The organism is Serratia sp. BNK-23 (assembly GCF_047456145.1).
GTDB lineage: Bacteria > Pseudomonadota > Gammaproteobacteria > Enterobacterales > Enterobacteriaceae > Serratia > Serratia nematodiphila.
Genome location: NZ_CP179900.1, coordinates 2,393,354 through 2,418,894, shown reverse-complemented (window position 1 = coordinate 2,418,894; position 25,541 = coordinate 2,393,354). Strand labels below are relative to the sequence as shown.

The window sequence follows — 25,541 nt, the reverse complement described above, 5'->3', positions numbered from 1 at the left end:
CTTCTATGTCTGCCGGTTTATTGAAAACGATAGCGCTGAGCGTGACCCTTGCTTGCTCCCTTCCCGCCGCCTTTGCCGCCGATCTGACCGCCGGCGCGGTCGCCGCCCCGGATCAGTATGGCGCCAAGGTCGCCGCGCACATTCTGCAGGCCGGCGGCAACGCGGTCGACGCGGCGGTCGCCACCGCCTTTACCCTCGCGGTGACCTACCCTGAAGCCGGCAATATCGGCGGCGGCGGCTTTATGACGCTGTACGTCGACGGTAAGCCCTATTTTCTCGACTACCGCGAAGTGGCGCCCAAGGCCGCCAGCAAGACCATGTATCTGAACGAGAAAGGCGAAGTGATCGAAAATCTCAGCCTGGTGGGCAGCCGCGCCGCCGGCGTGCCGGGCACCGTGCTGGGGTTGTGGGAAGCCCACAAGCGTTTCGGCAAGCTGCCGTGGGCCGAACTGCTGACGCCGGCGATCGGCTACGCCCGGCAAGGTTTCACCGTAGCGGATCAGCAGTATCAGTACCGTGAAGACGCCAACAAGCTGTTCGCCGGTAAAACCAACTTCGGCGACTATTTCGGCGCCATGAAGCCCGGCACGGTGTTCAAACAGCCGGAGCTGGCCGCCACCCTTGAGCGCATCGCCAAATCGGGCGCCGACGATTTTTATCACGGCGAAACTGCCCGCCTGCTGGTGGCGCAAATGCAGCGCGACAACGGGCTGATCGGCGCGGCGGATCTGGCCGACTACCGGGTGAAATGGCGCGAACCGATGCGCATCAGCTGGCGCGGCAACACCGTGTATACCGCCCCGCTGCCCAGCTCCGGCGGCATCGCGCTGGCGCAGCTGCTGGGGATAAAAGAAGATCGCGCCGCCGACTTCAAGGACGTGCCGCTGAATTCGGCGCGCTATATCCACCTGTTGGCGGAGATCGAAAAACGCGTGTTCGCCGATCGCGCCGACTACCTCGGCGATCCGGATTTCACTAACGTGCCGGAAGCGCAGTTGATCGCCCCTGATTACCTGCAAAAACGCGCCGCCGAGATCAATCCGCAGGCGATCTCACCGACCGAGCAGGTACGGCCGGGGCTGGAAACCCACCAAACCACCCATTTCTCGATCGTCGATGCCGCCGGCAACGCCGTCAGCAACACCTATACGCTCAACTGGGACTTCGGCAGCGGCGTGGTGGTCAAAGGCGCCGGCTTCCTGCTCAACGACGAGATGGATGACTTCAGCGCCAAACCGGGCGTCGCCAATGCCTTTGGCGTGGTGGGCAGCGACGCCAACGCCATTGAGCCGGGCAAACGCATGCTCTCCTCGATGAGCCCGACCATCATCACCCGCGACGGCGACGTCACCCTGGTGATCGGCACCCCGGGCGGTTCGCGCATCTTCACCTCGATCTTCCAGGTGATCAACAACCTCTACGATTACCACCTGCCGCTGGCGCAGGCGGTGGCCGCCCAGCGCGTACACCATCAGCTGTTGCCGAAAGACACCGTCTACTATGACAGCTTTGCGCCGCTGACCGGCAAACCGGCGGACGAGCTGAAGGCCATGGGCTACACCCTCGAAGACCAGGGCTGGAACATGGGGGATATTCAGGTCATCCGCATCGATGGCCGCACGCCGGAAACCGCGTCCGATCCGCGCGGCCGCGGCGTGGGCCTGGTGGTGAAAAAGTAACGCCCCGGCGGCCCGCCTCAGGTTAGACGGGCCGCTACTTCCCCGCATTGACTGCCGCTGCGCCCTTTCTTACTCATCTATACTGAAGCGACAGGCTCGCGTTTGACGACGGCGGCGTCTGCCTTCCTTCTTAGACGATAACGACAATATTAATTTTAAATCAATCACCTGCATTTATCGTAAGCGGTGTCGGAGGCAATCAATAATGGCGAAAAGACGAGCAGTACCCGGTGTCCATCCCTACGATGGGCCCGCCGGCGGTTGGGGCGCGCTGAAAGCGACGGCCATCGCCGTGCGCACACAGATGGATACCCTGGAAGCGCCGGTGACGCTGATGCGTACCAACCAGCCCGACGGGTTTGACTGCCCGGGATGTGCGTGGCCGGATAAAGAGCATCGCTCCACCTTTCAGTTTTGCGAAAACGGCGCCAAAGCCGTGACCTGGGAAGCGACCAGCAAGCGCGTGACCCCCGAATTCCTGGCGCAAAATACCGTGACCTCACTGCTGCAAAAAACCGATTATCAGTTGGAGGACTACGGCCGTCTGACCACGCCCCTGTTTTATGACGCCGGGACGGACACCCTGCGCCCGCTGGCCTGGGACGAGGCGTTCCAACGCATCGCCGCCGTCTTGCAGACGCTGCCGCCGGAACAGGTGGAATTTTATACCTCCGGCCGGGCGTCCAATGAAGCGGCCTACCTGTTCCAGCTGTTTGCGCGTGAATTTGGCAGCAATAACTTTCCCGACTGCTCCAACATGTGCCATGAGCCGACCAGCGTTGGCCTGCCGCAGTCGATCGGCATCGGCAAAGGCACTGTCTCGCTGGACGACTTTGACAGCGCGGAGCTGGTTATTTCCATCGGGCACAACCCGGGCACCAACCACCCGCGCATGATGGGCACGCTGCATGAGCTGGCGCGCAAAAAAGTGCCGATCATTGTGTTTAACCCGCTGCGCGAGCGGGCGCTCGAACGTTTCACCGATCCGCAAAACGTCATCGAAATGGCGACCTACAGTTCGACCCCGATCGCTTCAACCTACTATCAGGTCAAAGCCGGCGGCGATGCCGCGGCGCTCAAAGGCATCGCCAAAGCGTTGCTGCAGTTGGATGATGAGCATGGCAATGCGCTGGATCACGCCTTTATTGCCGAGCACACTGAAGGGTTTACGGCTTTCGACGCCGATCTGCGGGCCACCCGTTGGGAAGCCATTGAGGCGGAAAGCGGTCTGACGCGTCAGGATCTGGAACAGGTCGCCGCCGCTTACGCGAAATCCAACGCCACCATCGTGACCTACGGCATGGGCATTACGCAGCACAATAAAGGGACGGCCAACGTGCGCCTGATCGCTGACCTGCTGCTGCTGCGCGGCAACATTGGCAAACCGGGCGCCGGCATTTGCCCGCTGCGCGGCCACTCTAACGTGCAGGGCAACCGCACCGTCGGCATCACCGAAAAACCCTCGGCCGAATTTTTGGCGAAGCTGGAAACGGTGTTTGGCTTCACGCCGCCCAAAGCCCACGGTCACGATGCCGTGAAATGCATGCAGGCGATGATCGACGGCGCTTCGAAGGCGTTGATTTGCCTGGGCGGCAACTTCGCCGTGGCGCTGCCGGACCCCGAGCAGAGCTTCCCGGCGATGAAAGCGCTGGAGTTAAGCGTGCATATCGGCACCAAACTCAATCGCAGCCATCTGTTGGTGGCGAAAGAAACTCTCATTCTGCCCTGCCTGGGCCGTACCGAGCTGGACCTGCAGGCCGGCGGACGGCAATCGGTGACGGTGGAGGATTCGATGTCGATGGTGCATGCCTCGTCCGGCAAATTAAAACCGGCGTCGGAACTCCTGCGTTCGGAACCCGCCATTGTGGCCGGCATGGCCAAAACGGTGATGCCCGCCAGCAAGGTGCCCTGGGATGAGTTGGTCGAGGATTACGATGTGATCCGCGATCTGATCGAAAAAACCATACCGGGCTTCGACGATTACAACGCGCGCATTCGCCAACCCGGCGGTTTTCGCATGCCATTGCCGCCGACAGAACGCCAGTGGCCGACGGCGACGGGCAAAGCGATGTTTTCGGTGTTCAGCGGGTTGCACGAAGACCAGATTGCGGCGGAACAAGATACGCTGCGGCTGATCACCCTGCGCAGCCACGATCAGTACAACACCACCATCTATGCCCTGGATGACCGCTATCGCGGGGTTTTCGGCCGGCGCGACGTGCTGTTTATGAATGACAGCGATCTGCAACGTTTGGGGCTGGAGCATGGCGACGTGGTCGACCTGGAAACGGCGCTGCCCGGCAGCACCCAGCGCCTGGAAGGCATCACGGTGATCGCCTACAACATCTCGGCCGGATCGGTCGGCGCCTACTACCCGGAAGCCAACGTGCTGGTGCCGCTGCATTACATCGATGAGGAGAGCGGTACGCCTTCGTACAAATCGGTGCCAATCCGCGTGAAGCTGAGATCCAAAGAGGTGCGCGCGGTCGATATCGCCTGACGGAAGCGGTTTGAGCCTTTCTCCGCATGGAGAAAGGCTTCTCCCCTTTATACCTGCGCCACCAACACATTAACGTTGGCGGGGAAAACCAATCCTTCCAATGCATTACCGCTGTCGGAGGTCACCAGATAATCGACCTCGGGCCATTTGGCCACCAGCGTCATCGCATGCCCGCGCAGCTTGTTTTCGTCGGCCAGCACAATGCATTTGCGGCTCTGCGCAATCATTTTGCGCGCGATGGCCGCCTCATTGACGTTTTGATCCATCACCCCGGTCTGCACATTAACCGCACCGGCGCCGATAATGGCGTAATCGGCGAAAAACGCTTCGATATTATTCAACGCGATCGCGCCCAGGCACGCCATTTTGGAGTCGATGAACTGCCCGCCGATCAGCACCACGTCGATGGAGTCATTTTCCAGACAGACGTTGGCGATCAGCGGCGAGTTGGTGATGACCGTCAACTGATCCACCGTCGCCAACTGCCGAGCGAACTCCAGCGTGGTGGAGCCGAAATCCACGAACACCGTATCGCCCGGTTGGATCAGCGTCACCGCTTTCTCCGCGATGGCGCGCTTCTCAGCCTCGGCGATTTTGGCCCGCTCATTGAATTCATGCTCGAACTTGAACTGGCTGCTGACCGCGCCACCGTGGATCTTCTTGATCAGCCGATAGTCTTCCAGCTTGTTCAGATCGCGCCGAATGGTTTCCTGCGAAACCTGGAATTTATCCGCCAGCTCATTCACGTAAACCCGGCCATTGGCCTGGATCAGCGCCAGTATTTCATTGCGCCTTTCCACGGAATTAGAGATATCCATTCACATTACACTCGCTGCCTTAAGTAAGAGTGACTGCTTCCGCCGAGACTCGCGGCGTTAACTGACGGAATACTACGGGTTTCATGGCGTTAGACGCAAGCCGTAGCCGCCGTTCATCCGGTGGGTTCGATGCTGATGTGCAGCGCGTCACGCTCGCCGCCGGGCGGCAAGGCGATGTTGCGCAGCAGGATCCGCCGTTCCGGCAGGCAGCGATGCGTTTTGCGGTACAGTACTTTCTCCCCCAGCCGCACCACCACCGAACCGGACACCGGCTGTTCCACGCGCATATTGATCGTGACCGTGGCGGGTTTGCCGATCAGCGCCACGTTGGCAGGCGCGGTCAGGCGGATCCGCTCGTCATGCCGCACCGGGAGGATTTGCCGCGCCGGCGGCAGCGTGCGCTGCAGCGAACGGGCAACGGCTTCGCCGACGCGCAGCCCTTCCTGATAACACTGGTCGCCCATGTCTGCCGGATGCAGCATGTTACCGACGGCGAAATAGGCGGCGTCGGAACAGCGGCCGAACTGATCGGTCAGCGGGCAGCCGCTCTCCGGCCGCTGCGCCAGGTGGCTCTGGCGGATCAGCGTATACTCCCCGGTGAAGCGGCCGGTGAAGATCAGGCTGTCGCAGGCGATGCGCCGTTTCTCTCCCTGGCGGTTCTCCACCTCGATGGATTCGACCCGATCGCGGCCGGCAATGTCGGTCACCCGCGAATAATAGTGAATCGGCACCCCCATCAGGCGCGCATAGAGCGCGCTCAGCCGCCAGGCGACGGGCCTGCCGCCGCTTTCAATCATGGCGACGGCGCGCACGCCGGCGTTGCGCAGCGTCCACAGCGCGGAGAAACTGACCAGCTCGGTGCCGACCACCACCGGCGCCTTGCCCGGCTGCAGCCCGCGCAAATAGACGAACTGCTGCAGCGCGCCGGCGGTCAGCACGCCCTGCGGCCGCAGGCCGCTCACCAGGCGCGGATGACGCGGCGTCTCGCGCACGCCGGTCGCCAGGATCACCCGCTGCGCTTTCAAGATGCTAACGCCACGGCGGTCCGTGATGGTCAGCTCACCGTCTGGTTTGATGGCGAGCACCGTCACGCCGGTGCGGATCTCTACCTGCCCGGCGCGCGCCAGTATCTTATCAACATAGGTGGACCCCAGCATCGGCCGGTAAAAAGTCTGCAGCCCGAAGGTGGGATGTCGGCAGTGCCTGGGCACGCCGCCCGCCTGCTGTTCCCGCTCCAGGATCACCACATCCTCGATGCCCGCCTGCCGCAGCGCGGTCGCCGCCGCAATCCCGGCGGGCCCGGCGCCGACAATCGCCACCTGATACTCAGTTTTCATCAATGCTCCCTACGGCCAGCGTTTGGCCAAAACGATCGCCCACCATTTCCGCCACCCGGCTGCTGCAATAGAAACCGTTGCAGCGCCCCATCATCACGCGCGTGCGGCGCCGCAGCCCGCCGATGCATTCCGGCGGCACGGCGGAATCGAACGCCGCCTCTATCTCCCGCTGGGTCACCAGCTCACAATGGCAAACGATGCCGCCGTTGTCCGGGCGCGCATAATCGCGCAGCGCATAGTCGGCAAGCATCGGCATCTGCGGCCAATGCACGGTCTGCGGCGTTGTCGGCGTGAAGCATGGCGTAAAGTGGTCGCGATAGAGCTGTTCCACGTATTGCGCGATGCCGAGCGCCGCCGTCAGGCCGGTGGAGCGAATGCCCGCCACGCAGATCCACTGCCGGTCGGGATAGTGCTGGATGCGGTAGTGTTTCTGTTCGGTCGCCGGGCGTAATCCGGCATAGCTGGCGGTCACGCTGTAATTCGCCAGCGTGGGCAGCAGCCGGGTGCCCTGTTCGATCAGCTCGCGCATTTTGGTTTCGTCCACCGTCGCCGTTTCTCGATCCTGCTGTTCTTCGGCGGTCGGCCCGAGCAGCAAATTGCCGAAGATGGTTTTCGACAGCAGCACCCCTTTGGTGATCGCCGTCGGCACCGGCAAGATGATGGCGTTGACCTGACCGGCGGCGGCCTTGTCGAACACCAGGAACTGCCCTTTGCGCGGGCGGATTTCAAACTCGGGCTGATGGCAGAAACTTTCTACCCGGTCGCCCTGATTGCCGGCGCAGTTGATGACGATTTTGCCGTGAAACTCGCCCCGGTTGCTGGTTAGCCGCCAGCCGGTCGGCAAGCGTTCGGCGCCGGTCACCTCGGTATTGAAGCGATAGTCGCCGCCGTGTTTGACACCTTGCGTCAGGTACGCCAGCGGCGTGCTCCAGGGATCGATCACGCTCTCTCCCGGTACCTCTACCGCCGCCAACGCGCCGGGCGCCAGCTGCGGCTCACGGCGATACAGTTCGGCGGCGTCGATCTGCGCCACGTCCAGCACGCCGTTGTCATGCGCCTGCTGCACGATCGCGGGCAGCGCCGCCAGCTGCTGCTCGTCCCACGCCACCACCAACGCGCCGGTAGGCAACAGCGGCAAATTCATCCGTTCACGGATGGCGATAAACTCCCGGTAGCCGGCCTGCATGCAATGCAGTTCCAGGCTGCCGCTCGGCGCATCGAAGCCGGTATGCAGCAGCGCGCTGTTGGCTTTGCTGGCGCCGGACAGGATATCGCCCCCCTTTTCCAACAGCAGCGTACGGGCGCCCATCAGGCAGAATTTGCGGAATACCGCACACCCGACCACACCGCCGCCAATCACGACAATGTCCCAATCCGTTTGTTCTTCCATCATGCTGATGTCCCGTTTTGATGTGATAACCACAATAAAACCACACAATAACCGCATTTGAAATGGTAAAAACAACACAACTCCCAAAAAAAGGCCGCATAAGGCGGGTGATAAGCAAAAAGTATGAGGTCGATCACGCGGGGTTATTTTATCTTGTGATTTATGTTGCTTTAATGTGTGAAATTGAAGATAGATTATTAAAACAGTCACACAACCAACACCAGGCACAATAAAAAAACAAAACCTATAAGAGAGCGAAGCAATGATGAATCAACGTTATGCCGCGATTGATCAGGGAACCACCGGCACCCGGGTCGTGGTGTTCGGCGAAGACGGCAGGCACCATTCGCCGGCCAGCATGCCGCACAAGCAGATCACTCCCAATCCGGGCTGGGTGGAACACGACGCCCTGGAGATTTTGGCGAATATCCGCCGCTGTCTCAGCCAGTGCGACATGGTGGATGCCATCGGTTTAGGGCATCAGGGCGAAAGCCTGCTGGCCTGGGACGCCGACAGCGGCCTGCCGCTGTACAACGCCATCGTTTGGCAAGATCAGCGCACCGAGCCGGAGATCCAGCGCCTGAAACGCGAAGGCGTCGAGCCGCTGGTGATGGCGAAAACCGGCCTGCCGCTCGATACCTACTTCTCCGCCAGCAAGATGGGCTGGCTGATGAACAACGCGCCGGGGGCCAGGCAGCTGGCGCAACGCGGCCGCCTGCGGCTCGGCACCATGGACGCTTTCTTCCTGTTCCACCTGTGCGGCCGGCACCTCACCGACTATAACTCGGCCTCGCGCACCTCGTTGTTCAACATTCATACCCTGCAGTGGGACGAGGAGCTGTGCCGTTTGTTCGGCGTGCCGATCGACAGCCTGCCCGAGGTCAGAGACAACATCGGCCACTTCGGCGACGTCGCGCTCAACGGCAAACCGGTGCCGCTGACGGCCTGCATCGTCGACCAGTTTGCCGGCACATACGGCCACGGCTGCCATCAACCGGGGCAGATGAAGATCACCTTCGGTACCGGCGCCTTTTTACAGGCGATCACCGGGCCGCGCCCGATCGACGCCGGCGAGTCCGGCCTGTTGCCCACGCTGTGCTGGAAGCTGCCCGGCAGCGAGCCGGTGTATGGCCTGGACGGCGGCGTTTATAACGCGGCCTCCGCCATTAACTGGGCAAGAAAGATAGGCCTGTTCAACGATTTCGATGAATTCGGCGATTTTCCGGCCCAGCCGGCCATCGCGCGCGGCCTGGCCTTTGTGCCCGCGCTCTCTGGGCTGGCCTGCCCGTACTGGGATCGCTCCGCCGCCGGGATGTGGGCCGGCCTGTCGCTGGAAACCGAACGCAAGGATCTGCTGCAGTCGATCCTCGAAGGCATCGCCATGCGTTCCGCCGAGGTGATCAACGCCATGGATAAACTGAAACCGATCGGCGACAACATTTCGGTGGACGGCGGTCTGTCCGCCAACCGTTACTTCACGCAGTTTCTCGCCAACCTGATCCAAAAGCGCATCGTCTCTCCCGCCAATAAGGAGATCACCGCCCAGGGCGTTGCGCTGCTGGCGCGTAAAGGATTGGGGATGGAACATCCGCTCAAGGTGCTCAGCCGCTATGAAGTGACGGAACCCGCCGAGGTCGATATGAGGGTCTGGTTTACCCGTTATCAGGAAATCATCGCGCGCTCGCGCGGCTTACGTTCACCGCAGGAGGAACACCATGGCTGAGTTCGGTAATGTCATCATCTATATCATCATGGCCGGCACCCTGATCGGCGCGTTGGCGTCGATCATCAAGCCGGAAGGCGAGCTGGGGCGTGAGTTCGTCAACGGCATTCATGCCATCGGCCCGGTGTTTCTCGCCCAGGCGGGCATCATGGCCGCGATCCCGATCATCTCTTACCTGATCATGTACAGCATCGGCCCCTTCTTCTCGGCGCTCGGCTCAGACGCCTCGATCGCGGCGCTGGCGGTGATCGCCGTGGACATGGGCGGCTACCAGTTGGCCGACGCCATCGCCGCCAACCGCGATATGTGGATCGTCGCCATGCTGGTGGGTTACACCTCCGGCGCCAGCATCGTCTACCTGATCCCGGTCGGGCTTATCATGCTGAACCGCGACGACCATAAATATCTGGCGTTGGGCGCCATGGCGGGCCTGATCAGCATTCCGTTCGCCGTGCTGATCGCCCTGGTGACCATCACCTTCAATAACCTGCCGGTCAGGGAGATCATTTCCACCACCTCGCCCGCCGCGCACTATCTGCAGCTGGACTTGCTGCAGGCGCTGCGGCTGCTGTCGCCGCTGTTCGCCCTGTGCTTCCTGTTGGCGCTGGGGCTGAAGCTGCGGCCGGCGGCGATGGTGAAAGGATTCCTGATCTTCGGCAAGGCGGCGGATGCCTTTATCAAGCTGGTGTTGGCGCTGTGCATCATCGAACATTTCACCGGCGTGTTTAAAAAGGTATTCGGCGGCTGGGTGTTCGATCCGTTATTTGCCGACAAAGACGAATTATTCCGCGCTATCGAGATCGCCGGTTATATCGGCATTATGTTGGCGGGCACATTCCCCATTTGTTATTTATTCCAGCGCTATTGCCGCAAGCCGATGCATTTCATCGGTAAAAAGCTCGGTTTATCGGATACCGGCGCGCTGGGCTTTATTATGGTATTGGCCAATATCATCGCCGTTTATCACCTGTTCAAAGGCATGCGGGCGCGCGATAAGGTGCTGTGCGTGGCCTTCGGCATCTGCGCGCAGGCCACGTTGGGCGATCACCTGGCGTTTACCGCCAACTTCCAACCTTCGCTGGTGTTGCCGATCATGATGGGCAAATTCCTCGGCGGCATGATCGCCGTGCTGATCGCCATAAAAATTTCGGTGCCGGAGGCTGAATTGCTGGAAAAAGAACAGACGCAAAGGCAATCGACGGCCATCGCCGCCGCCGCTCGCTAAATTTATCCCTAAGCCATAAAAATAAACGGGGCGCCGCCTCACGGGGAAGCTGCGCCCTTTTTTCGTCCCTGACAACAATTATTGAGAGAACAAACGCTAATGAGAAAAATATTTTTGGCCTGCCCCTACAGCCACGCCGACGCCAACGTCGTGCAGCAACGCTTTATCGCCTGCAACGACGTCGCCGCCGCTATCGTGCGCGCCGGCAATGCCGTTTTTAGCCAGGTCAGCATGTCGCATCCGATCAATCTCTGCCTGCAAGAGCTCGACAAAACCGCCATCGGCAAGCTGTGGGCGCCGATCGACGCGCTGTTCATGGCGGCGATGGATGAATTGATCGTGCTCGACTTGCCGGGTTGGCAAGAGAGCGGCGGCATCAAGCGCGAGATGGACGCTTTCGCGGCGCGCGGTTGCCGCGTCAGCCTGTGGTCCGAGGTCGCAGGCGAGTTCAACTGAGGCGTGCGCCCCGCCGCTTGGCGCGACGGGGCAGCGGCCTATTTGCCGTTGGCCAATTCACCGTACACCACCTGGCCGCGGAAACCGCGCCGCACCTGCTGGAACAGCTCGCGGAACGCCGGGTAATCCTGCGCCTGGCACAGCGCTTCCTTGCCGCGAATGGCGTTCACCTGCAGGCGGTGATTGACGGTCACCTGCTGCCCGTCGCGCCGCCACGCGACGCGATAGTCGCCCGCCGCATTGCGGAATTGCCGATCTTTCGGAATGGCGATGATCGGCACGTTGGCCGGCAGCTGCAGACGGTAGGTTTCATCGTAGCGCTGCGCGGTGCAGTAGAACGGCGTTTCGTTGCCCGGCGCCGCCGTGGTGGTATACAGCGTGCGGAACGATTTGCCGCCGGGCGGGTTGGGCAAGGTCATGCCGCCCACCACGCCGAAATCGACGTAGTCGTCCGCCTTGAAGCGGAAGCGGTAACCGAACTGCTTTTTGAGATCCAGCGGATCGCTGTTCATCGCCACCTCGCCGCTGCCGTCGATGCCGGAGGCGGACATGATCGTCGCTTCGGCCTGCGCCCGGTTCTGGCGGTTGATCTGCGAGAAGTAGCCCCGCAGGTCAATCTCTTCCACTTCGCTCAGCCGGCGCTCGGTCTCCCCCTGCAGATTGCCCGCCTTGTCGAACACGAAATCGACGCTCAGCGCGCTCTTGACCGGCTGCTCGTCGCTGCCCGGGGTGCGCGCCAGCCTGGCGTCGCGCGTCAGCAGCACCGGCGCGCCCAAATCGCCCTCCGGCAGTTGCCCGAAACGCGCCCAGGGATTGGTGGAATCGAGGTACAGTTTGAATTCCGGCACGTAGGTGATGGCGTGATTGAAGCGGCCAAGCAGCGGCACTTTAGGCAGTATCGGGCCCTCATCCATGCCGATCAGCACCGGCGAGCTTTCGATGCCTTTGGCGGCGAGCAGCGCCTCCAGGATCACCACGTGATCCTTACAGTCGCCGTAATGGTTATCGAGAATGCTCTGCGCCGAATTCGGCTCCAGCCCGCCGTTGCCCAGGTACACCGCCACGTAGCGAATGTTTTGCGCCACCCAGCGATAGAGGGCCTCCGCCTGCTCGCGCCGATCGCTGATGCCGGCGGTAATGTTGTCCGCCAGCGCCTGAATGTCCGGCGTCACCTTCGCCGCCGCGCCGGCCTTCAGCTGGTAGGCCTTGGCCAACTGCGGCCAATCGCGGTAGGTGCTGGCCATGATGGTCGGGCTGAAGGTCCAGCTGTCCGCCGCCCAGTTTTGCGCCTTCATCGGCGCGCTGCGCGAATAATGCCAGCGCCAGTGCGCTTGGCCGTTGCGGATCTGCGGCTGGTCGCCGCCCGCCACGCCGCGGGTGAAAATATGCATCGGCAGCTTGGCCGGCGCCTGCAGGGTCACTTCGGCGTCGTCGAACTGATCGAAAACGCTGAACGTCTCCCACAGGCCGAAATAGTCAGGGAAATACGGGGTGTTTTGCGTGCGACGCAGCTCATACACCACGCGCGATCCCGGCGCCAGATTGGAGAACACGATGACGCGCACCTTGCGATCGGCATACAGCGGCGCCGTGGCGCTGGAATAGCTTTCCTGGGTGTAGATGCGATCGGGCGCTACATCGTGGCGCTGGCCGTCGGCGGTCAGCGTATAGGCGGCGACCACCTCGAGCGTTTCCATTTTCTCGCTGTAGCTCAGGCGGATCTGGCTGAATTTCTCGATCGCCGCCTTGGTCTTCAGCAGCACCTCGTAGCTTTCCGTCTTCACGTTGGTGGCGTTGGCGTTAACGCGATAATCCGCGCGATAGCGCACGAAGCTGAAATCGTTGTTGGCCGTGTCGTTCTGGCCCTGATCCGCCGCGGCGGGCGGTGCAGCGGCCAACACGGTGGCCGGGTGCGTCGCCGTCAAACCGGCGAGTAACAGTATGGAAGGAATAGCGATTTTCATCTTCGGTCCTTGAAGGGCGTTAAGCAGCGACACCGGGCCATACGTCCGTCCCGGCGTCAAAACAGGCGGGCACACTAATATAATTGAGAATCATTTTCAATAAACGAACCATCAACGCCGGGTTAGCCCTGTTCGATCAGCATCACGGCGGTGGTCTCCGGCTCCAGCGCTTCGAAAATATGCTCGCGATCGGCCGAGTAGCTGATGTAATCCCCGGCGCTCAGCTCCAGCGGCTGATCCGCCGGCCCGAGGCGCGCGCGCCCGCTGCTGATGATCACGTGCTCGACGGTGCCCGGCGGATGCGGCCGGGAGCATTTCGTTTCACCGGGTTGCACCCGCAGCCGGTAAATGTCGCGTTGCGCGCCCGGTGGACAAGTGGCCAACAGCGTGGCGGCGTAGTTGCCCTGCTCCGACAGCGCCGGCGTTCCCTCATGGGCGCGGATCACTTGCACCGGCCTGCTCGGCTGTGAAATCAGCCGACTGACCGGCACATCCAGCGCCATCGCCAGCGCCCACAGCGTTTCCAGGCTGGGGTTGCCGCTGCCGGCTTCGAGCTGCGACAGCGTGGACTTGGCGATACCCGCGCGCTTCGCCAGTTCGGTAACGGACAGATTCAATCGCTCCCGCTCACGGCGGATTGCCGCCGACAAGAGGCCAATCGGCGTGATGTTCTGCATTAGGCTCTCGCTCATTGTTCGTTATACCATTCAATTGTTCGACTTGACGAACAGCGTCAACCGTGTTCATCATAATGTTCGATTGTTCATTTTAATGATTAAGCGACTTCACCACAAGCACGGTCAGGCCGCGAGGGAAACGACATGAAAACGAAAACGCGCGGCGCAGTGCAAATGATCCTCGCCATGACGATCTCCGGCACCGTCGGTTGGCCGGTGATCGTGTTAGGGCAGCCGCCCGCCACGGTGGTGTTTTGGCGCTGCGCGTTCGGCGCGCTGGCGATGCTGGCCACCTGCGCCGCGCTTGGACAACTGAAATCAGGCGCCATCAACCGGCGGCAGCTGGCGTTCGCCGTCCTGGGGGGCCTCGCGCTGGTGCTCAACTGGACGCTATTGTTTGCCGCCTATGCGCATGCCTCGATCGCTGTCGCCACCGTGACCTACCATGTTCAACCGTTTATGTTGGTGGCGCTGGGAGTGCTGCTGTTCGGTGAAAAACTGACGGCTAACCGGCTGGGCTGGCTTCTGCTGGCGTTCGCGGGGATGGTGTTGATCGTCACCGGCCGGCAAAGCGGTGGCGGCAATGGCGACTATCTGCTGGGCGTGGCGCTGGCGCTGGGGGCGGCCCTGATGTACGCCCTGGCGGCGGCGATCGTCAAACAGCTGGCCGCGCTGCCGCCGCAGCTGATCGTGTTGATTCAGCTGACCGTCGGCGCGCTGGCGCTGGCCCCGTTCGCCGGTCTGGCCCACCTTCCCGCAGATTCGTTCGACTGGCTGCTGCTGGCGACCCTCGGTCTGGTGCATACCGGGTTGATGTCCACGTTGCTCTATGGCGCGATCCAGAAAATCCCCACCGCTCTGGTCGGCGCGCTGTCGTTTATCTACCCGGCAGTGGCGATCGTGGTGGACTGGGCGGCGTTCGGGCACCGTCTCAGCCTGTTGCAGCTGCTGGGCACGCTGGCCATTCTCGGCGCGGCGGCGGGCATGAACTTCGGCTGGCGATGGCCGCCTGCCGCGCACCGGGCCGGTAAAATCGGTTAATCCCGCCCGACGGGCAAGCTATGCACAATAAGGCATTCGCCTTGTGTCCGGCGCGGTGCTATTTATTTAAACCGTGTAGGGTAGAAGGAGTGTTCTATGTGGCATCACCGCCTGCAACGGCGCATCCGTTTCAGCTACTGGAACGAACTGTGCGTCACAAAAAAATAAGGGAAGGCGCAAGCCTTCCCTTTTGTCATTCACCGCTCGGGTCAAAAACGGTCGGTTTTCACCACCTCGTCGAACGGCAGCTTGCCGATGCGCGGGTAAGGTTGCCCCGCCGCCTTGCCGATAGCGACCATCAGCGCGATCTGATAATGCGCCGGCTTATTGATAATCTCGCCCACCGCGTCGAAATCAAAACCGTCCATCGGGCAAGAGTCGTAGCCCTGCGCCTTGGCCGCCAGCATCAGCGTCTGGGCGAAGATGCCGCTGCTGCGCATCACCTCGTCGCGCTGCACCTGCGGCTTACCGCGATAATACTGATCGACGGCCGGGATCATGAATTGCTGCACCGGCTCCGCGGCCTCGGCCCAGACGGTTTTTACCTGTGACTCCCAGCTCGACAGATCGCCGCACAGCACGACCAGCATCGACGCGTCGGTCACCTGCGCCTGCCCCCACGCCGCCTCGCGAATTTTCTCGCGCTGCGCGCGATCTTCGATCAGCAGCGGGCGCCAGTGCTGCAGGTTAAACGCGCTGGGAGCGCCCTGCAGCGCGATAGTCAGCAACGCTTTTTTCTCTTCGAGCGTCATCACGTGCTGCGCATCGAACTGCTTGGTGGCGCGGCGCTGGCGGATTGCGTCTAACGTATTCATTTTACTGCCTCTGTCCATGTGAAAAGCTCTATTGTCGCCAACGCGGCGTGGCTGTCCAGCCCCCGGCGGCTATTTCTGCTCGGTTTCGGCGCGCAAGCGGCCGACCTGCGCCGCCAGGTCCGGCCACGGCGCCTGACCGGCGTAATGCTGCCGCAGGTAGTTGAGCAGGATGGCGATCTGCGCGTCATTCAGGTTATGGCGAAAGCCTGGCATATAGCCCAGCTCGGCGTTCGCCGGCCGCTGTATGCCGTCCAGCACCACGCGAATGGCGTTGTCCGGCGCCTCGGCGAACAGGTTGGTATTCAGCGCCAGAGACGGGCGCACCCCCGCCATCTGCGCGCCTTTTTCCTGCGCATGGCACGCCATGCAGGCGCCGGAAAACAGCCGCGCCCCTTGCGAACTCAGGGGCTCGACCTGGCGCTCCGCCTGAGCGTTCAAGGTTGCCGCCGCGGCCTGCGCCGCCGCTTCCGGATGATAGCTGCGCAGATAGACGGCGATCGCCTGCAGATCGGCCTGCGACAAGCGCGACAGCCCTTCTTCGATCACCGGCGCCATCGGCCCGGCGGCGACGCCGTGGTTGGCCGAGTAGCCGGTGCGCATGAAATCGACCAGATCCTGCTGCGTCCAGGCGAGCGGCGCGGGCGAGCGGCCGCTCAACGCCGGCGCCGTCCAGCCCTCCGCCACGCCGCCGGCCAGGTGCTCGCCGCCGGTTTTCTCACCGAACAGCACGTTGCGCGGTGAGTGGCAGGCGCTGCAGTGCCCCAACCCTTCGGCCAGGTACGCGCCGCGGTTCCAGTCGGCGCTTTGGGCTGGCTGTTCCGGCAACGCGCCCGGCGTCAGGAACAGCAGGTTCCAGGCGAAGATGCCCTGGCGAATGTTGAACGGAAAGTGCAGATCGGTGGCCGGCGGCCGGTACTTGACCGGCGGCTGCGACATCAGATAGGCATACAGCGCCTGCAGATCGTCGTCGCGGGTGCGGGTAAAGGCGGTATAGGGAAACGCCGGATAGAGATAGCGGCCCTGGCGATCGACGCCGTGGCGCATGGCGCGTTCGAACGCCGCGTAGCTCCAGCTGCCGATGCCGGTTTCCACGTCCGGCGTGATGTTGGTGGTGTAAATGGTGCCGAAGGGGATCTCCATCGCCAGCCCGCCGGCGTTGCGCTCGCCGCCCGCACGGGTGTGGCACACCGCGCAGTCGCCGAGATCGGCCAACGTTTTGCCACGCGCGATCTGCGCCTCGCTGAAACTGTGGGTCGCATCGGCGGCGAGCGGCGCAATCTCCGGCTGCCAACTGGCGACCACGCCGGCGACTACCACGGCGATCACCGTGACGCCGCCCCACCCGACGATTTTTTTCATCTTACTCATCTTTGCTGTCCTTGTTCGTTACGGGGGGTTAATGGCCGGCCTGAGCGCGCAGCGCGGCGAGCACCCGCGCCGGTGTGAACGGCACCTCGCGCAGGCGCACGCCGAGGGCGTCAAACAGCGCGTTGCCGATCGCCGCCGCACTCGGCACCGAGGCGGACTCTCCTGCGCCCATCGGCGCTTCGTCCGGGCGGTCGATCAGCTGGATATCGACCTGCGGCAATTCGTCGAAGCGCAGGATCGGATAGCCGCCCCAGTCCAATGACGTCACGCCCGACGCGTTGAAGGTCACAAACTCTTTCAGCACACGGCTGGCGGACTGGATAATGTTGCCGTGCACCTGATGGCGCACCCCGGCCGGATTGATCATCCGGCCGCAATCATGCGCCACGAAGATTTTATCGAGCGTGATCTGCCCGGAAAGGCGATTGACGCTGAGATCGCACACCCAGGCCGCCCAGGCGGCGCCGAAGCCGGGAAATTTGCTGTGGAAATAGCGCGCATAGGCGAAGCCGCGGCCGCTCACCACTTCGGCGCCGGCGGCGCGTGACCGGTGCGCCGGGCCGTCTTGCCAGTTCGCCTGGCGCTTCAGGGCCTCAATCAAGGCCACTGCGCGCGGATCGTTCAGGTAACGCAGGCGAAACGCGATCGGATCCTCGCCGGCACGCCAGGCCAGCTCGTCGATCCAGGACTCATGGGCGAACACGTTGGGCAGCGCCGAAACGCCGCGCATCCACGAGGCCCGCACGATCGGCGCGGCGTCCTGGCAAATCACCCGCATGTGCGGATACTCGTATTGCGGAATGGCGGTGCGATCGCCCATCTGTTGCACGTCAGCCCGGTTGGCCACCTTGCCGGTCAACACCAGCGGCAAGGTCACCGCATTGTTGGAGGGATAGCTGGTTTTCAACTCGTAGGCCGCCACTCGGTTTTGCGCGTCGAGGCCGCCGCGCACCCGGATCAACTGACCGGTGCCCTTCGGCTCCCAGCCGGATTCCTGTTCGCGCATCAGTTGCACCCGCACCGGGCGGCCGGTCGCCCGCGCCAACAGCGCCGCGTCCGCCGAAACGTCGTCGGCGCAGTTGCGGCCATAGCAGCCGGAGGCCTCCATGCGGGTGATATGCACCTGCTCAGGCGCCAATTCCAGCAGCGTGGCGATATCTTTGCGCAGATCGTGCGGGTTTTGCGTGCCGGACCACACCTGAGCCCGCCCGTCTTTAACCTCCGCCACTGCGCAGGAAGGGCCGATCGAGGCGTGCTGATGGTAAGGCCAGACATAGTCCGCCCGCACTTCGGTATGCAGCAATGCCAGCGCGTCGTCCGTGCCCGCATCGTCGCGCAGCACGCGGTCAGTTTTCGGGTTGGCTGCCAGTGCGGCGGGCAGCGCCTCCGGCGACAGGTCCGGCAGGCCGGCCCAGGGTTTCCATTCGGTTTTCAGCTGGCGCATGGCGGCGATCGCCTGCTCTTCGCGCTCGGCCACAATGCCGATGAAATCGTTGATCACCACCAGTTTCACGATGCCCGGCAGATGCGCGATCGAACTTTCATCCACCGACAACAGGCCGCCGCCCAGCGGCGCGCTGCTGTCGGCGCCTGCGTAAGGCGGGCGCACCACCCGGCCATGCAGCATGCCGGGCAAACGCAGATCGTGCACGTAGGTCAGCGCGCCGCTCACTTTGGCCGGAATATCGACCCGGGCGACGGCGCGGCCGACATAGCGGTTCTGCTGTTCACCGTTCAGCGGCACGTTTTTATCCAGCGCCACGTGCAGATTCTGCCCGCTTGCCAGCTGCGCATAGCTCAAGGAACGCCCCGGGTGCTTGGTCACAAACACCTGCCCCGCCGCCGCCGTCAGCTGGTCGGCCGGCAGTTCGAAGGCTTTGGCCGCCAGCGCCGTCAGCATATGCCGCACCTGCGCCGCCGCCTGGCGCAGCGGCACCGACGTCACCTGAAGGGTGGCGCTGGCGATAGTTGGCCCCTGATCCGGCGTGCGTTGCGTATCGCCGAGGATCATCGTGACGTGCTCGAACGGCACGCAAATTTCGTCGGCGACGATCTGCGCCAGCGCGGTGCGAATGCCGGTGCCGAGATCGACATGGCCATTGAAGGCCGTCACCCGGCCGTCGGCGGTGAGGCTGATAAAACTGTCTACCCTGTCCAGCGGCAGATCGGCAGGCGTTGGGGCGGGCTCGGCGGCGAAGGCGTTAAACGGCGCGGGCAGCAGGCTGCTGACCATCACCACACCGCCGGCCTGCAACAGCTGGCGGCGGGTCAGTTCGAGGCGGCTCATGCTTGCCTCCGTGCAGCCAGCAGCGCGCGGGCGCGTTCGGCGGCGCGCAAGATCTCAAGATGGGTGCCGCAGCGGCACAGGTTGTAGGCCAGCTCTTTCTTGATGGTTTGTTCATCTGCATCCGGCTCGCGTTCGAACAACGCGACCAGCGTCATGATCATGCCGTTGGCGCAGTAACCGCACTGCGCCGCCTGCTCATCGATAAATCCTTGCTGCACCGGGTGCGGCGTTTCCGGCGTGCCCAGGCCTTCCAGCGTGGTGACGGATTTTCTTCCTACCGCGGCCAACGGCATTGAGCAGGAGCGAGCGGCGACGCCGTCGATAAGAACGGTGCAGGCGCCGCACTCCCCCAGGCCGCAGCCGTATTTGGGGCCATTCAAGTGCAGATCGTTGCGTAACACGTACAACAGCGGGGTCTCGGGCGAGATATCGCCGAGTGGAACCACCCGGCCATTAACATTGATTTCCATGGTGAAACTATCCCTTAAACAAACGGATTTAATCCGTAACATCACTGCGGCGAATAATTGCGCAGTGTGCTAATAATTATCATCAAAAGACTTGATAATGTTAAGGGAATGTAGCCGCCATGGCTTTAACGAAAAGTGGGTATTTTCTATAAATTTCCGATAGATAAGCCCGGTTTTATGATTGCGTCCCGTGATTATTGGCGTTCGTCAACGCGGCCTCGGCACCGTCGACCAACAGCCGCACGCTGGCTTCGAACAGCGCGTCTGCACCCTTATCCTGCAAAGTTTCCCAGCCTTCGCACAGCAGCGGGTAACGCTGGCGATCGGCGTCATTCAGCGTATCGTCCGGCTGCATTTGCTGCTCTTCCAGCACCCAGCCTACGACGAAGCGCCCGACGGCGAACAGCAAATTCACCGCGCGTTCAGGCGTCAAGCCCGCCCGGCACAGCAGCGCCACCTTGGCCTCGATAATGGCGAATTGCGGCTCCTGCGGCCGGGTGCCGGCATGCAGACGCGCGCCGTCGCGGTAAGCCAGCAGCGCCCGACGGAAATTGCTCGCATTGGTGACGACCCAATCCTGCCAGGGCATGTCGGCGGGCACCTCTTCACGGTGATCCAGCATGATGGTTTCCGCCATCGCCTTCAGCAGCTCGGCCTTGTTCTTGAAATGCCAATAGAGCGTGGGAGATTGCACGCCCAAATGTTGCGCCAGGCGACGGGTGCTCAGAGCATCGATGCCGATTTCATTCAGCAGCGCCAGTGCTCCGCGCAGGACGGTTTCACGCGTTAAACGTATCGTAGTATTTTTTTCACTCATCTCTCTATCACTGATAGGGTAACTATGGAATACTCAATACTCTATCACTGTTAGAGTCACAATCTTGAAAAAACCTATGCTGGTTATTTTGTTGACGGTGTTGCTGGATGCGGTGGGCATCGGTCTGATCATGCCGATCCTGCCGGTGCTGTTGCGCTCGCTGGGCGGTCTTGACGCCGGCAGCCTGCATTACGGTGCCCTGCTGGCGGCCTATGCGCTGATGCAATTCCTGTTTTCACCGATCCTCGGCGCGTTGAGCGATCGCTTCGGCCGGCGGCCGGTGCTGTTAATTTCACTCGCCGGCGCCGCGGCCGACTACCTGCTGATGGCGTTCGCGCCGACGCTGGCCTGGCTCTATCTGGGCCGGTTGCTGGCGGGCATCACCGGCGCCAACATGGCGGTCGCCACCGCTTACGTTACCGATATTACTCCTGCCGGCCAGCGCGCGCGGCGTTTCGGCCTGGTGGGCGCGGTGTTCGGCGTCGGCTTTATCGTCGGCCCGCTGCTCGGCGGTTCGCTGGGCGAGTGGCATCTGCATGCGCCCTTCCTGGCGGCGGCGGCGATGAATGCCCTCAACCTGGCGATGGCGTTTTTCCTGCTGCCGGAATCGCGTAAACCCCGCACCCGCGCCGCCGAGAAAATCCGCCTCAATCCCTTTTCGTCATTGCGACGGCTGCACGGCAAACCGGGCCTGCTGCCGCTGGCCGGCATTTATCTGATCATGGCGCTGGTTTCACAGGCGCCGGCCACGCTGTGGATTTTATACGGCCAGGATCGTTTCGGCTGGAGCATGATGGTGGCGGGCCTGTCGCTGGCCGGTTACGGTGCCTGCCACGCGCTGTCGCAGGCCTTCGCCATCGGCCCGCTGGTCGCGCGGCTCGGCGAACGCAAGGCGCTGCTGATCGGCCTGACCGCCGACGCGCTGGGCCTGGTGCTGTTATCGATCGCCACGCGCGGCTGGGCGCCCTTTGCGCTGCTGCCGTTCTTCGCCGCGGGCGGTATGGCGCTGCCCGCGCTGCAGGCGTTAATGGCGCACAAAGTGGACGACGATCATCAGGGCGAGCTGCAAGGGACGCTGGCCAGCATGGGCAGCCTGATCGGCGTCGCGGGGCCGCTGATGGCGACGGCGCTGTATGCCGCCACGCGTGATGTCTGGCCCGGCCTGGTCTGGGCGTTGGCCGCCGCCCTCTATCTGCTGGTGCCGCCGTTGCTGGCGCGTTCGCGCGAGCGTGACGCGGCATAGCGTAGAGATCCCCTTCTCCCGCTTAAGCTCATTTATGGCTAAGCAAGGCATTATTCAGCATAAGCGGGCGCTTTACACGCCAGTGCGCCGCTCATTATCATCGCCCTTATCCCGCCGCAGGAAAATTTGAATGCCGTTTCATGGCGTTACGCCCAGCGCGTATCGCTATTGTTCACTTCGCCTATCGGAAAATCAGGATGAGAAAACTCACAACGCCGCTGATCGCCGCCCTGCTGCTGGGCCTGTTTAGCCTGCCGGCCGGCGCGCAGGAGAAACCGCAGCAAATCACCATCGGTTACCAGAAAGCTAACATTTTTGCGCTGCTGAAATACCGCGGCACGCTGGAAAAAGCCCTTGAGCCGCAGGGCGTCAAGGTTCGCTGGATAGAATTCCCCGCCGGCCCGCAGATGTTGGAGGGGTTGAACGTCGGCAGCATCGATCTGGCGGCGACCGGCGACGCGCCGCCGGCCTTCGCGCAAGCCGCCAAGGCCGATCTGGTTTATTTGGCGCATTCGCCGCCCAGCCCGAAAACCGAAGCCATCGTGGTGCCGCAGGATTCGCCGATCCGCTCCGTGGCCGATCTGAAAGGCAAACGCGTGGCGTTGAACAAAGGGTCTGACGTCAATTACCTGCTGGTGAGCGCGCTGGAACAGGCCGGCTTGAGCTACAAGGACATCACGCCGGTCTATCTGCCGCCGAGCGATGCCCGCGCCGCCTTCCAGCGCGGCAGCGTCGACGCCTGGGTGATTTGGGATCCCTACTACGCCGAGGTGGAAACCCGCGCCAACGCCCGCCTGCTGAAAGACGCGGAGGGCCTGGTGCCGCACTATACCTTCTATCTCGCCAGCCGCCGCTTTGCCGAAACCTACCCGGACAGCGCCAAACAGGTGATTCAACAGCTCGGCGCGCTGAGCGACTGGGCCAACGAGCATCCACAGGAAGCGGCGGCGATCCTCGCTCAGAGCACCGGTCTGGATCAGGCCATTTGGGCCAGAGCCATCGCCCGCATGCCGTTCGGCAGCCAGCGCATGTCGCCGGAGGTGTTCAGACAGCAACAGCAGTTGGCGGATAAATTCACCGCCATCGGGCTGCTGCCGGTTAAGGTGGATGTCAACGCCGCCCGCTGGTCCGAAGATAAGCCCGAGGCGCCATAGCCTTTGCCGCGCTTTGGCTTTAGAAAGCAGAAACCGGCATTTTGCCGCCGGAGTAAGCTGACCTATGCTAACCCTGTGTGATGAAACGCGTTTTCATGGCATGTCTTCCGGAACGTTTTGCTTTATTTGTTCGTCGTGAACCCTGGGCCGCCCCTGACTGGTGCGGCTTTTCTTTTTGTTCGGCAGTGTCGGCGGCGGCGAATTTTGCTATGGTAACCCGCAGATAAATGTCCCGTTTTCAGCCGCCGGATCGACCCATGTTTACCCATAAAGCAATCGCCGAGCTCAACGCCCTGGAGCTGATGGTTTATAACTACGTCAGCAAACACAAAAATCAAGTGATGTACATGACCATCCGCGAGCTGGCCGAGGCCGCCGGCGTATCCACCACTACCGTGCTGCGATTTTGCAAAAAAATGGGTTGCGACGGTTATTCAGAATTTCGCATCCGTTTCAAACTGTATCTGGAGCAAAGCGATGCGCCGCCGGTCGATTCCGGCATCGGCGAAATTCTCAGTTTTTTTAAAAGCGTCAGCAACGACGAATTTAATCAGTTACTCGATGAAGCGGCGCATCATATCGCCGCCGCCGAGCGGATTATTTTCGTCGGCATCAGCACCTCTGGCGCCTTGGGGAAATATGGCGCGCGTTTCTTTTCCAACGTCGGGAAATTCAGCACCCATATCGACGATCCTTATTATCCCGTCAACAGCGATATGTATAAAAACGCGGTGGCGATCATGCTGTCGGTTTCCGGCGAAACCGAAGAGATCCTGCGGCTGGCCAGCCAATTCAGTCTGCACCACTGCAAGATCATCAGCATCACCAACAACGAAACCTCTTCGCTGGCGCGGCTGGCGGACTTTAATCTCTCCTACCACGTGCCGCAGCATTTGATCGGCGGCCATCACAATATCACCACGCAGATCCCCGTGCTTTACATTATTGAAACCATCGGCAAACGGCTTGGGCATATTAATTCGGCAAAATAAAACAGGCTGTTTTTTTATTGTGACAAATCACTTTGTCCGGCGATTTGTTATATCGTGACATTTCTTTTGGTCTTGTTACTCTATTGGCAATGCGAACGTTATTATCCTTCATTAAATAAGATGAGACATTGACGATGAAACAGTTGCCGAAAGATTTTCTGTGGGGAGGCGCGGTCGCCGCGCACCAGGTTGAAGGCGGTTGGGATCGGGGCGGCAAAGGCCCAAGCATCGCCGACGTGCTGTCCGGCGGTTCGCACGGCGTCGATCGCGTGATGACAGACGGCGTGCTCGACGGCTACCGTTACCCCAACCATGAAGCGGTGGACTTCTACGGTCGCTACAAGCAGGACGTGGCGCTGTTCGCCGAGATGGGCTTCAAATGCTTCCGCACCTCGATCGCCTGGACGCGCATCTTCCCGAACGGCGACGAAGCAACGCCAAACGAGGCCGGCCTGCAGTTTTACGACGATCTGTTCGACGAGTTGCTGAAATACGGCATCCAGCCGGTGATTACCCTGTCGCACTTCGAAATGCCTTACCATTTGGTGAAAACCTACGGCGGCTGGAAAAACCGCCGGGTGGTGGAATTTTTCGTGCGCTTTAGCGAAGTGGTGATGCGCCGCTACCGCGAGAAGGTGAAGTACTGGATGACCTTCAACGAGATCAACAACCAGAGCAACTACCGATACCCGCTGTTCGGCTACTGCTGTTCCGGCGTGGACTACACCCAGGAAGACAATCCGGAGCAGGCGCTGTACCAGGTATTGCACCACCAGTTCGTCGCCAGCGCGCAGGTGGTCAAACTCGGCCATCAGATCAACCCGGAGTTCAAGATCGGCTGCATGCTGGCCTGCGTGCCGTTCTACCCTTATTCCTGCAAGCCGGACGACGTGATGTACGCCGTGGAGGCGATGCACCAGCGCTATCTGTACACCGACGTGCAGATGCGCGGCTACTACCCAAGCTATCTGCTGCGCGACTGGGAACGCAAAGGGCTGAAGATCGAGATGCAGCCGCAGGACGCACAGATCCTGCGCGAGGGCTGCACCGACTACATTGGCTTCAGCTATTACATGAGCAACGCGCTGCAGGCCAACGCGGTGGAAGGCAGCGACGGCATGTTCGGCTTCCCGGGCAACGTGCCGAACCCGCACGTCAAGGCTTCCGACTGGGGCTGGCAGATCGATCCGGTCGGGCTGCGCTACTCGCTGAACGTATTGTATGAACGTTACCAGAAACCGCTGTTTATCGTGGAGAACGGCTTCGGCGCCTTCGACAAGGTGGAAGCGGACGGCCAGATCAACGATGACTATCGCATCGACTATCTGCGCGCCCATATCGAAGAGATGAAAAAAGCGGTGATTGAAGACGGCGTAGACCTGATCGGCTATACGCCGTGGGGCTGCATTGACTGCGTATCGTTCACCACCGGCGAGTACAGCAAGCGCTACGGCTTTATCTACGTCGATAAACACGACGACGGCACCGGCACGCTCGAACGTTCGCGCAAGAAAAGCTTCGACTGGTATCGCCGGGTGATCGCCAGCAACGGCGAACAGCTTTAACCGCACGGCAGACCAATCAG

The 25,541-nt window shown here is 61.8% G+C and carries 20 protein-coding genes; 10 read left to right on the top strand and 10 right to left on the bottom strand.

The window, feature by feature from the left end; genetic code table 11:
* The first annotated feature begins 5 nt into the window (after nt 1-5).
* Together ggt and ACMGF9_RS11415 are read left to right on the top strand one after the other, a co-directional pair.
* Nucleotides 6-1,679, top strand: a complete 1,674-nt coding sequence (gene ggt / locus ACMGF9_RS11420) for a gamma-glutamyltransferase (protein ID WP_015377920.1) — start codon at nt 6-8, stop codon at nt 1,677-1,679.
* A gap of 202 nt (nt 1,680-1,881) precedes the next feature.
* Entirely contained in the window at nt 1,882-4,179 is a 2,298-nt protein-coding gene (locus ACMGF9_RS11415) for an FdhF/YdeP family oxidoreductase (RefSeq protein ID WP_414160636.1), read from the top strand.
* A 47-nt stretch (nt 4,180-4,226) separates the two neighbouring features.
* Here the strand turns inward: ACMGF9_RS11415 and ACMGF9_RS11410 are convergent, their stop codons facing one another.
* The 3 genes from ACMGF9_RS11410 to ACMGF9_RS11400 all read right to left on the bottom strand — a co-directional run bounded on the left by ACMGF9_RS11410 (nt 4,227) and on the right by ACMGF9_RS11400 (nt 7,727).
* Complete coding sequence (locus ACMGF9_RS11410; RefSeq protein WP_004938020.1) at nt 4,227-4,997, bottom strand: DeoR/GlpR family DNA-binding transcription regulator; 771 nt, start codon at nt 4,995-4,997, stop codon at nt 4,227-4,229.
* A gap of 113 nt (nt 4,998-5,110) precedes the next feature.
* Nucleotides 5,111-6,334 (bottom strand): FAD-dependent oxidoreductase, encoded by a 1,224-nt coding sequence (locus ACMGF9_RS11405; RefSeq protein WP_414160239.1) that lies wholly within the window; start codon nt 6,332-6,334, stop codon nt 5,111-5,113.
* Complete coding sequence (locus ACMGF9_RS11400) at nt 6,324-7,727, bottom strand: NAD(P)/FAD-dependent oxidoreductase (protein WP_004938024.1); 1,404 nt, start codon at nt 7,725-7,727, stop codon at nt 6,324-6,326. Before ACMGF9_RS11400 ends, ACMGF9_RS11405 begins: the two co-directional genes overlap by 11 nt.
* Nucleotides 7,728-7,986: 259 nt before the next feature.
* On the opposite strand from ACMGF9_RS11400, the gene ACMGF9_RS11395 reads away from it, so the two are divergent.
* The 3 genes from ACMGF9_RS11395 to ACMGF9_RS11385 all read left to right on the top strand — a co-directional run bounded on the left by ACMGF9_RS11395 (nt 7,987) and on the right by ACMGF9_RS11385 (nt 11,128).
* Nucleotides 7,987-9,447, top strand: coding sequence for an FGGY-family carbohydrate kinase (locus tag ACMGF9_RS11395; RefSeq protein WP_414160238.1), 1,461 nt, complete (start codon nt 7,987-7,989; stop codon nt 9,445-9,447).
* Nucleotides 9,440-10,672, top strand: a complete 1,233-nt coding sequence (eutH, locus tag ACMGF9_RS11390) for an ethanolamine utilization protein EutH (RefSeq protein WP_414160237.1) — start codon at nt 9,440-9,442, stop codon at nt 10,670-10,672. Before ACMGF9_RS11395 ends, eutH begins: the two co-directional genes overlap by 8 nt.
* A gap of 99 nt (nt 10,673-10,771) precedes the next feature.
* The gene (locus ACMGF9_RS11385) at nt 10,772-11,128 is read left to right on the top strand and encodes a DUF1937 family protein (protein WP_046898315.1); all 357 of its coding nucleotides are present in this window, start codon (nt 10,772-10,774) and stop codon (nt 11,126-11,128) included.
* Between the two features lie 38 nt (nt 11,129-11,166).
* Here the strand turns inward: ACMGF9_RS11385 and ACMGF9_RS11380 are convergent, their stop codons facing one another.
* Together ACMGF9_RS11380 and ACMGF9_RS11375 are read right to left on the bottom strand one after the other, a co-directional pair.
* On the bottom strand, nt 11,167-13,092 hold the full coding sequence (locus ACMGF9_RS11380; RefSeq protein WP_414160236.1) for a DUF3857 domain-containing protein: 1,926 nt from the start codon (nt 13,090-13,092) through the stop codon (nt 11,167-11,169).
* Between the two features lie 122 nt (nt 13,093-13,214).
* Nucleotides 13,215-13,784: a helix-turn-helix domain-containing protein gene (locus tag ACMGF9_RS11375; protein WP_031299653.1), complete on the bottom strand. Its 570-nt coding sequence runs from the start codon at nt 13,782-13,784 to the stop codon at nt 13,215-13,217.
* 129 nt (nt 13,785-13,913) lie between these two features.
* Here ACMGF9_RS11375 and ACMGF9_RS11370 point away from each other — a divergent pair, with 129 nt between their 5' ends.
* Nucleotides 13,914-14,810 carry a DMT family transporter gene (locus ACMGF9_RS11370; RefSeq protein ID WP_414160235.1) on the top strand — a complete coding sequence of 299 codons (897 nt, stop codon included), beginning with the start codon at nt 13,914-13,916 and terminating at the stop codon, nt 14,808-14,810.
* A gap of 209 nt (nt 14,811-15,019) precedes the next feature.
* Here the strand turns inward: ACMGF9_RS11370 and ACMGF9_RS11365 are convergent, their stop codons facing one another.
* From ACMGF9_RS11365 to tetR, 5 genes are all read right to left on the bottom strand, one after another.
* Nucleotides 15,020-15,625 carry a nitroreductase family protein gene (locus ACMGF9_RS11365; protein ID WP_004938044.1) on the bottom strand — a complete coding sequence of 202 codons (606 nt, stop codon included), beginning with the start codon at nt 15,623-15,625 and terminating at the stop codon, nt 15,020-15,022.
* 69 nt (nt 15,626-15,694) lie between these two features.
* Nucleotides 15,695-16,993 (bottom strand): c-type cytochrome, encoded by a 1,299-nt coding sequence (locus ACMGF9_RS11360; RefSeq protein WP_031299654.1) that lies wholly within the window; start codon nt 16,991-16,993, stop codon nt 15,695-15,697.
* Between the two features lie 28 nt (nt 16,994-17,021).
* A complete protein-coding gene (locus ACMGF9_RS11355) occupies nt 17,022-19,280 on the bottom strand; it encodes a molybdopterin cofactor-binding domain-containing protein (protein ID WP_414160234.1) in 2,259 nt (752 codons plus the stop codon).
* Nucleotides 19,277-19,750: a (2Fe-2S)-binding protein gene (locus tag ACMGF9_RS11350; protein WP_015377926.1), complete on the bottom strand. Its 474-nt coding sequence runs from the start codon at nt 19,748-19,750 to the stop codon at nt 19,277-19,279. Before ACMGF9_RS11350 ends, ACMGF9_RS11355 begins: the two co-directional genes overlap by 4 nt.
* A 175-nt stretch (nt 19,751-19,925) precedes the next feature.
* Nucleotides 19,926-20,567, bottom strand: coding sequence for a tetracycline resistance transcriptional repressor TetR (gene tetR, locus ACMGF9_RS11345; RefSeq protein ID WP_015377927.1), 642 nt, complete (start codon nt 20,565-20,567; stop codon nt 19,926-19,928).
* Between the two features lie 64 nt (nt 20,568-20,631).
* On the opposite strand from tetR, the gene tet(41) reads away from it, so the two are divergent.
* From tet(41) to ACMGF9_RS11325, 4 genes are all read left to right on the top strand, one after another.
* Nucleotides 20,632-21,810 carry a tetracycline efflux MFS transporter Tet(41) gene (gene tet(41), locus ACMGF9_RS11340; RefSeq protein WP_071796731.1) on the top strand — a complete coding sequence of 393 codons (1,179 nt, stop codon included), beginning with the start codon at nt 20,632-20,634 and terminating at the stop codon, nt 21,808-21,810.
* Between the two features lie 197 nt (nt 21,811-22,007).
* On the top strand, nt 22,008-22,964 hold the full coding sequence (locus tag ACMGF9_RS11335) for a sulfonate ABC transporter substrate-binding protein (protein ID WP_015377929.1): 957 nt from the start codon (nt 22,008-22,010) through the stop codon (nt 22,962-22,964).
* Between the two features lie 257 nt (nt 22,965-23,221).
* A complete protein-coding gene (locus tag ACMGF9_RS11330) occupies nt 23,222-23,956 on the top strand; it encodes a MurR/RpiR family transcriptional regulator (protein ID WP_004938065.1) in 735 nt (244 codons plus the stop codon).
* 128 nt (nt 23,957-24,084) lie between these two features.
* On the top strand, nt 24,085-25,521 hold the full coding sequence (locus ACMGF9_RS11325; protein ID WP_031299656.1) for a 6-phospho-beta-glucosidase: 1,437 nt from the start codon (nt 24,085-24,087) through the stop codon (nt 25,519-25,521).
* Nucleotides 25,522-25,541: the final 20 nt, after the last annotated feature.

Bases quoted from the DNA above. Each gene is read 5' to 3' on its own strand.
- ggt (WP_015377920.1), top strand. From the start codon at position 6: ATGTCTGCCGGTTTATTGAAAACGATAGCGCTGAGCGTGACCCTTGCT.
- ACMGF9_RS11360 (WP_031299654.1), bottom strand. From the start codon at position 16,993: ATGAGTAAGATGAAAAAAATCGTCGGGTGGGGCGGCGTCACGGTGATC.
- ACMGF9_RS11400 (WP_004938024.1), bottom strand. From the start codon at position 7,727: ATGATGGAAGAACAAACGGATTGGGACATTGTCGTGATTGGCGGCGGT.
- ACMGF9_RS11385 (WP_046898315.1), top strand. From the start codon at position 10,772: ATGAGAAAAATATTTTTGGCCTGCCCCTACAGCCACGCCGACGCCAAC.
- ACMGF9_RS11335 (WP_015377929.1), top strand. From the start codon at position 22,008: ATGAGAAAACTCACAACGCCGCTGATCGCCGCCCTGCTGCTGGGCCTG.
- ACMGF9_RS11330 (WP_004938065.1), top strand. From the start codon at position 23,222: ATGTTTACCCATAAAGCAATCGCCGAGCTCAACGCCCTGGAGCTGATG.
- ACMGF9_RS11405 (WP_414160239.1), bottom strand. From the start codon at position 6,334: ATGAAAACTGAGTATCAGGTGGCGATTGTCGGCGCCGGGCCCGCCGGG.
- eutH (WP_414160237.1), top strand. From the start codon at position 9,440: ATGGCTGAGTTCGGTAATGTCATCATCTATATCATCATGGCCGGCACC.
- ACMGF9_RS11365 (WP_004938044.1), bottom strand. From the start codon at position 15,625: ATGAATACGTTAGACGCAATCCGCCAGCGCCGCGCCACCAAGCAGTTC.
- ACMGF9_RS11370 (WP_414160235.1), top strand. From the start codon at position 13,914: ATGAAAACGAAAACGCGCGGCGCAGTGCAAATGATCCTCGCCATGACG.
- ACMGF9_RS11355 (WP_414160234.1), bottom strand. From the start codon at position 19,280: ATGAGCCGCCTCGAACTGACCCGCCGCCAGCTGTTGCAGGCCGGCGGT.
- ACMGF9_RS11375 (WP_031299653.1), bottom strand. From the start codon at position 13,784: ATGAGCGAGAGCCTAATGCAGAACATCACGCCGATTGGCCTCTTGTCG.
- ACMGF9_RS11410 (WP_004938020.1), bottom strand. From the start codon at position 4,997: ATGGATATCTCTAATTCCGTGGAAAGGCGCAATGAAATACTGGCGCTG.
- ACMGF9_RS11380 (WP_414160236.1), bottom strand. From the start codon at position 13,092: ATGAAAATCGCTATTCCTTCCATACTGTTACTCGCCGGTTTGACGGCG.
- ACMGF9_RS11395 (WP_414160238.1), top strand. From the start codon at position 7,987: ATGATGAATCAACGTTATGCCGCGATTGATCAGGGAACCACCGGCACC.
- tetR (WP_015377927.1), bottom strand. From the start codon at position 20,567: ATGAGTGAAAAAAATACTACGATACGTTTAACGCGTGAAACCGTCCTG.
- ACMGF9_RS11350 (WP_015377926.1), bottom strand. From the start codon at position 19,750: ATGGAAATCAATGTTAATGGCCGGGTGGTTCCACTCGGCGATATCTCG.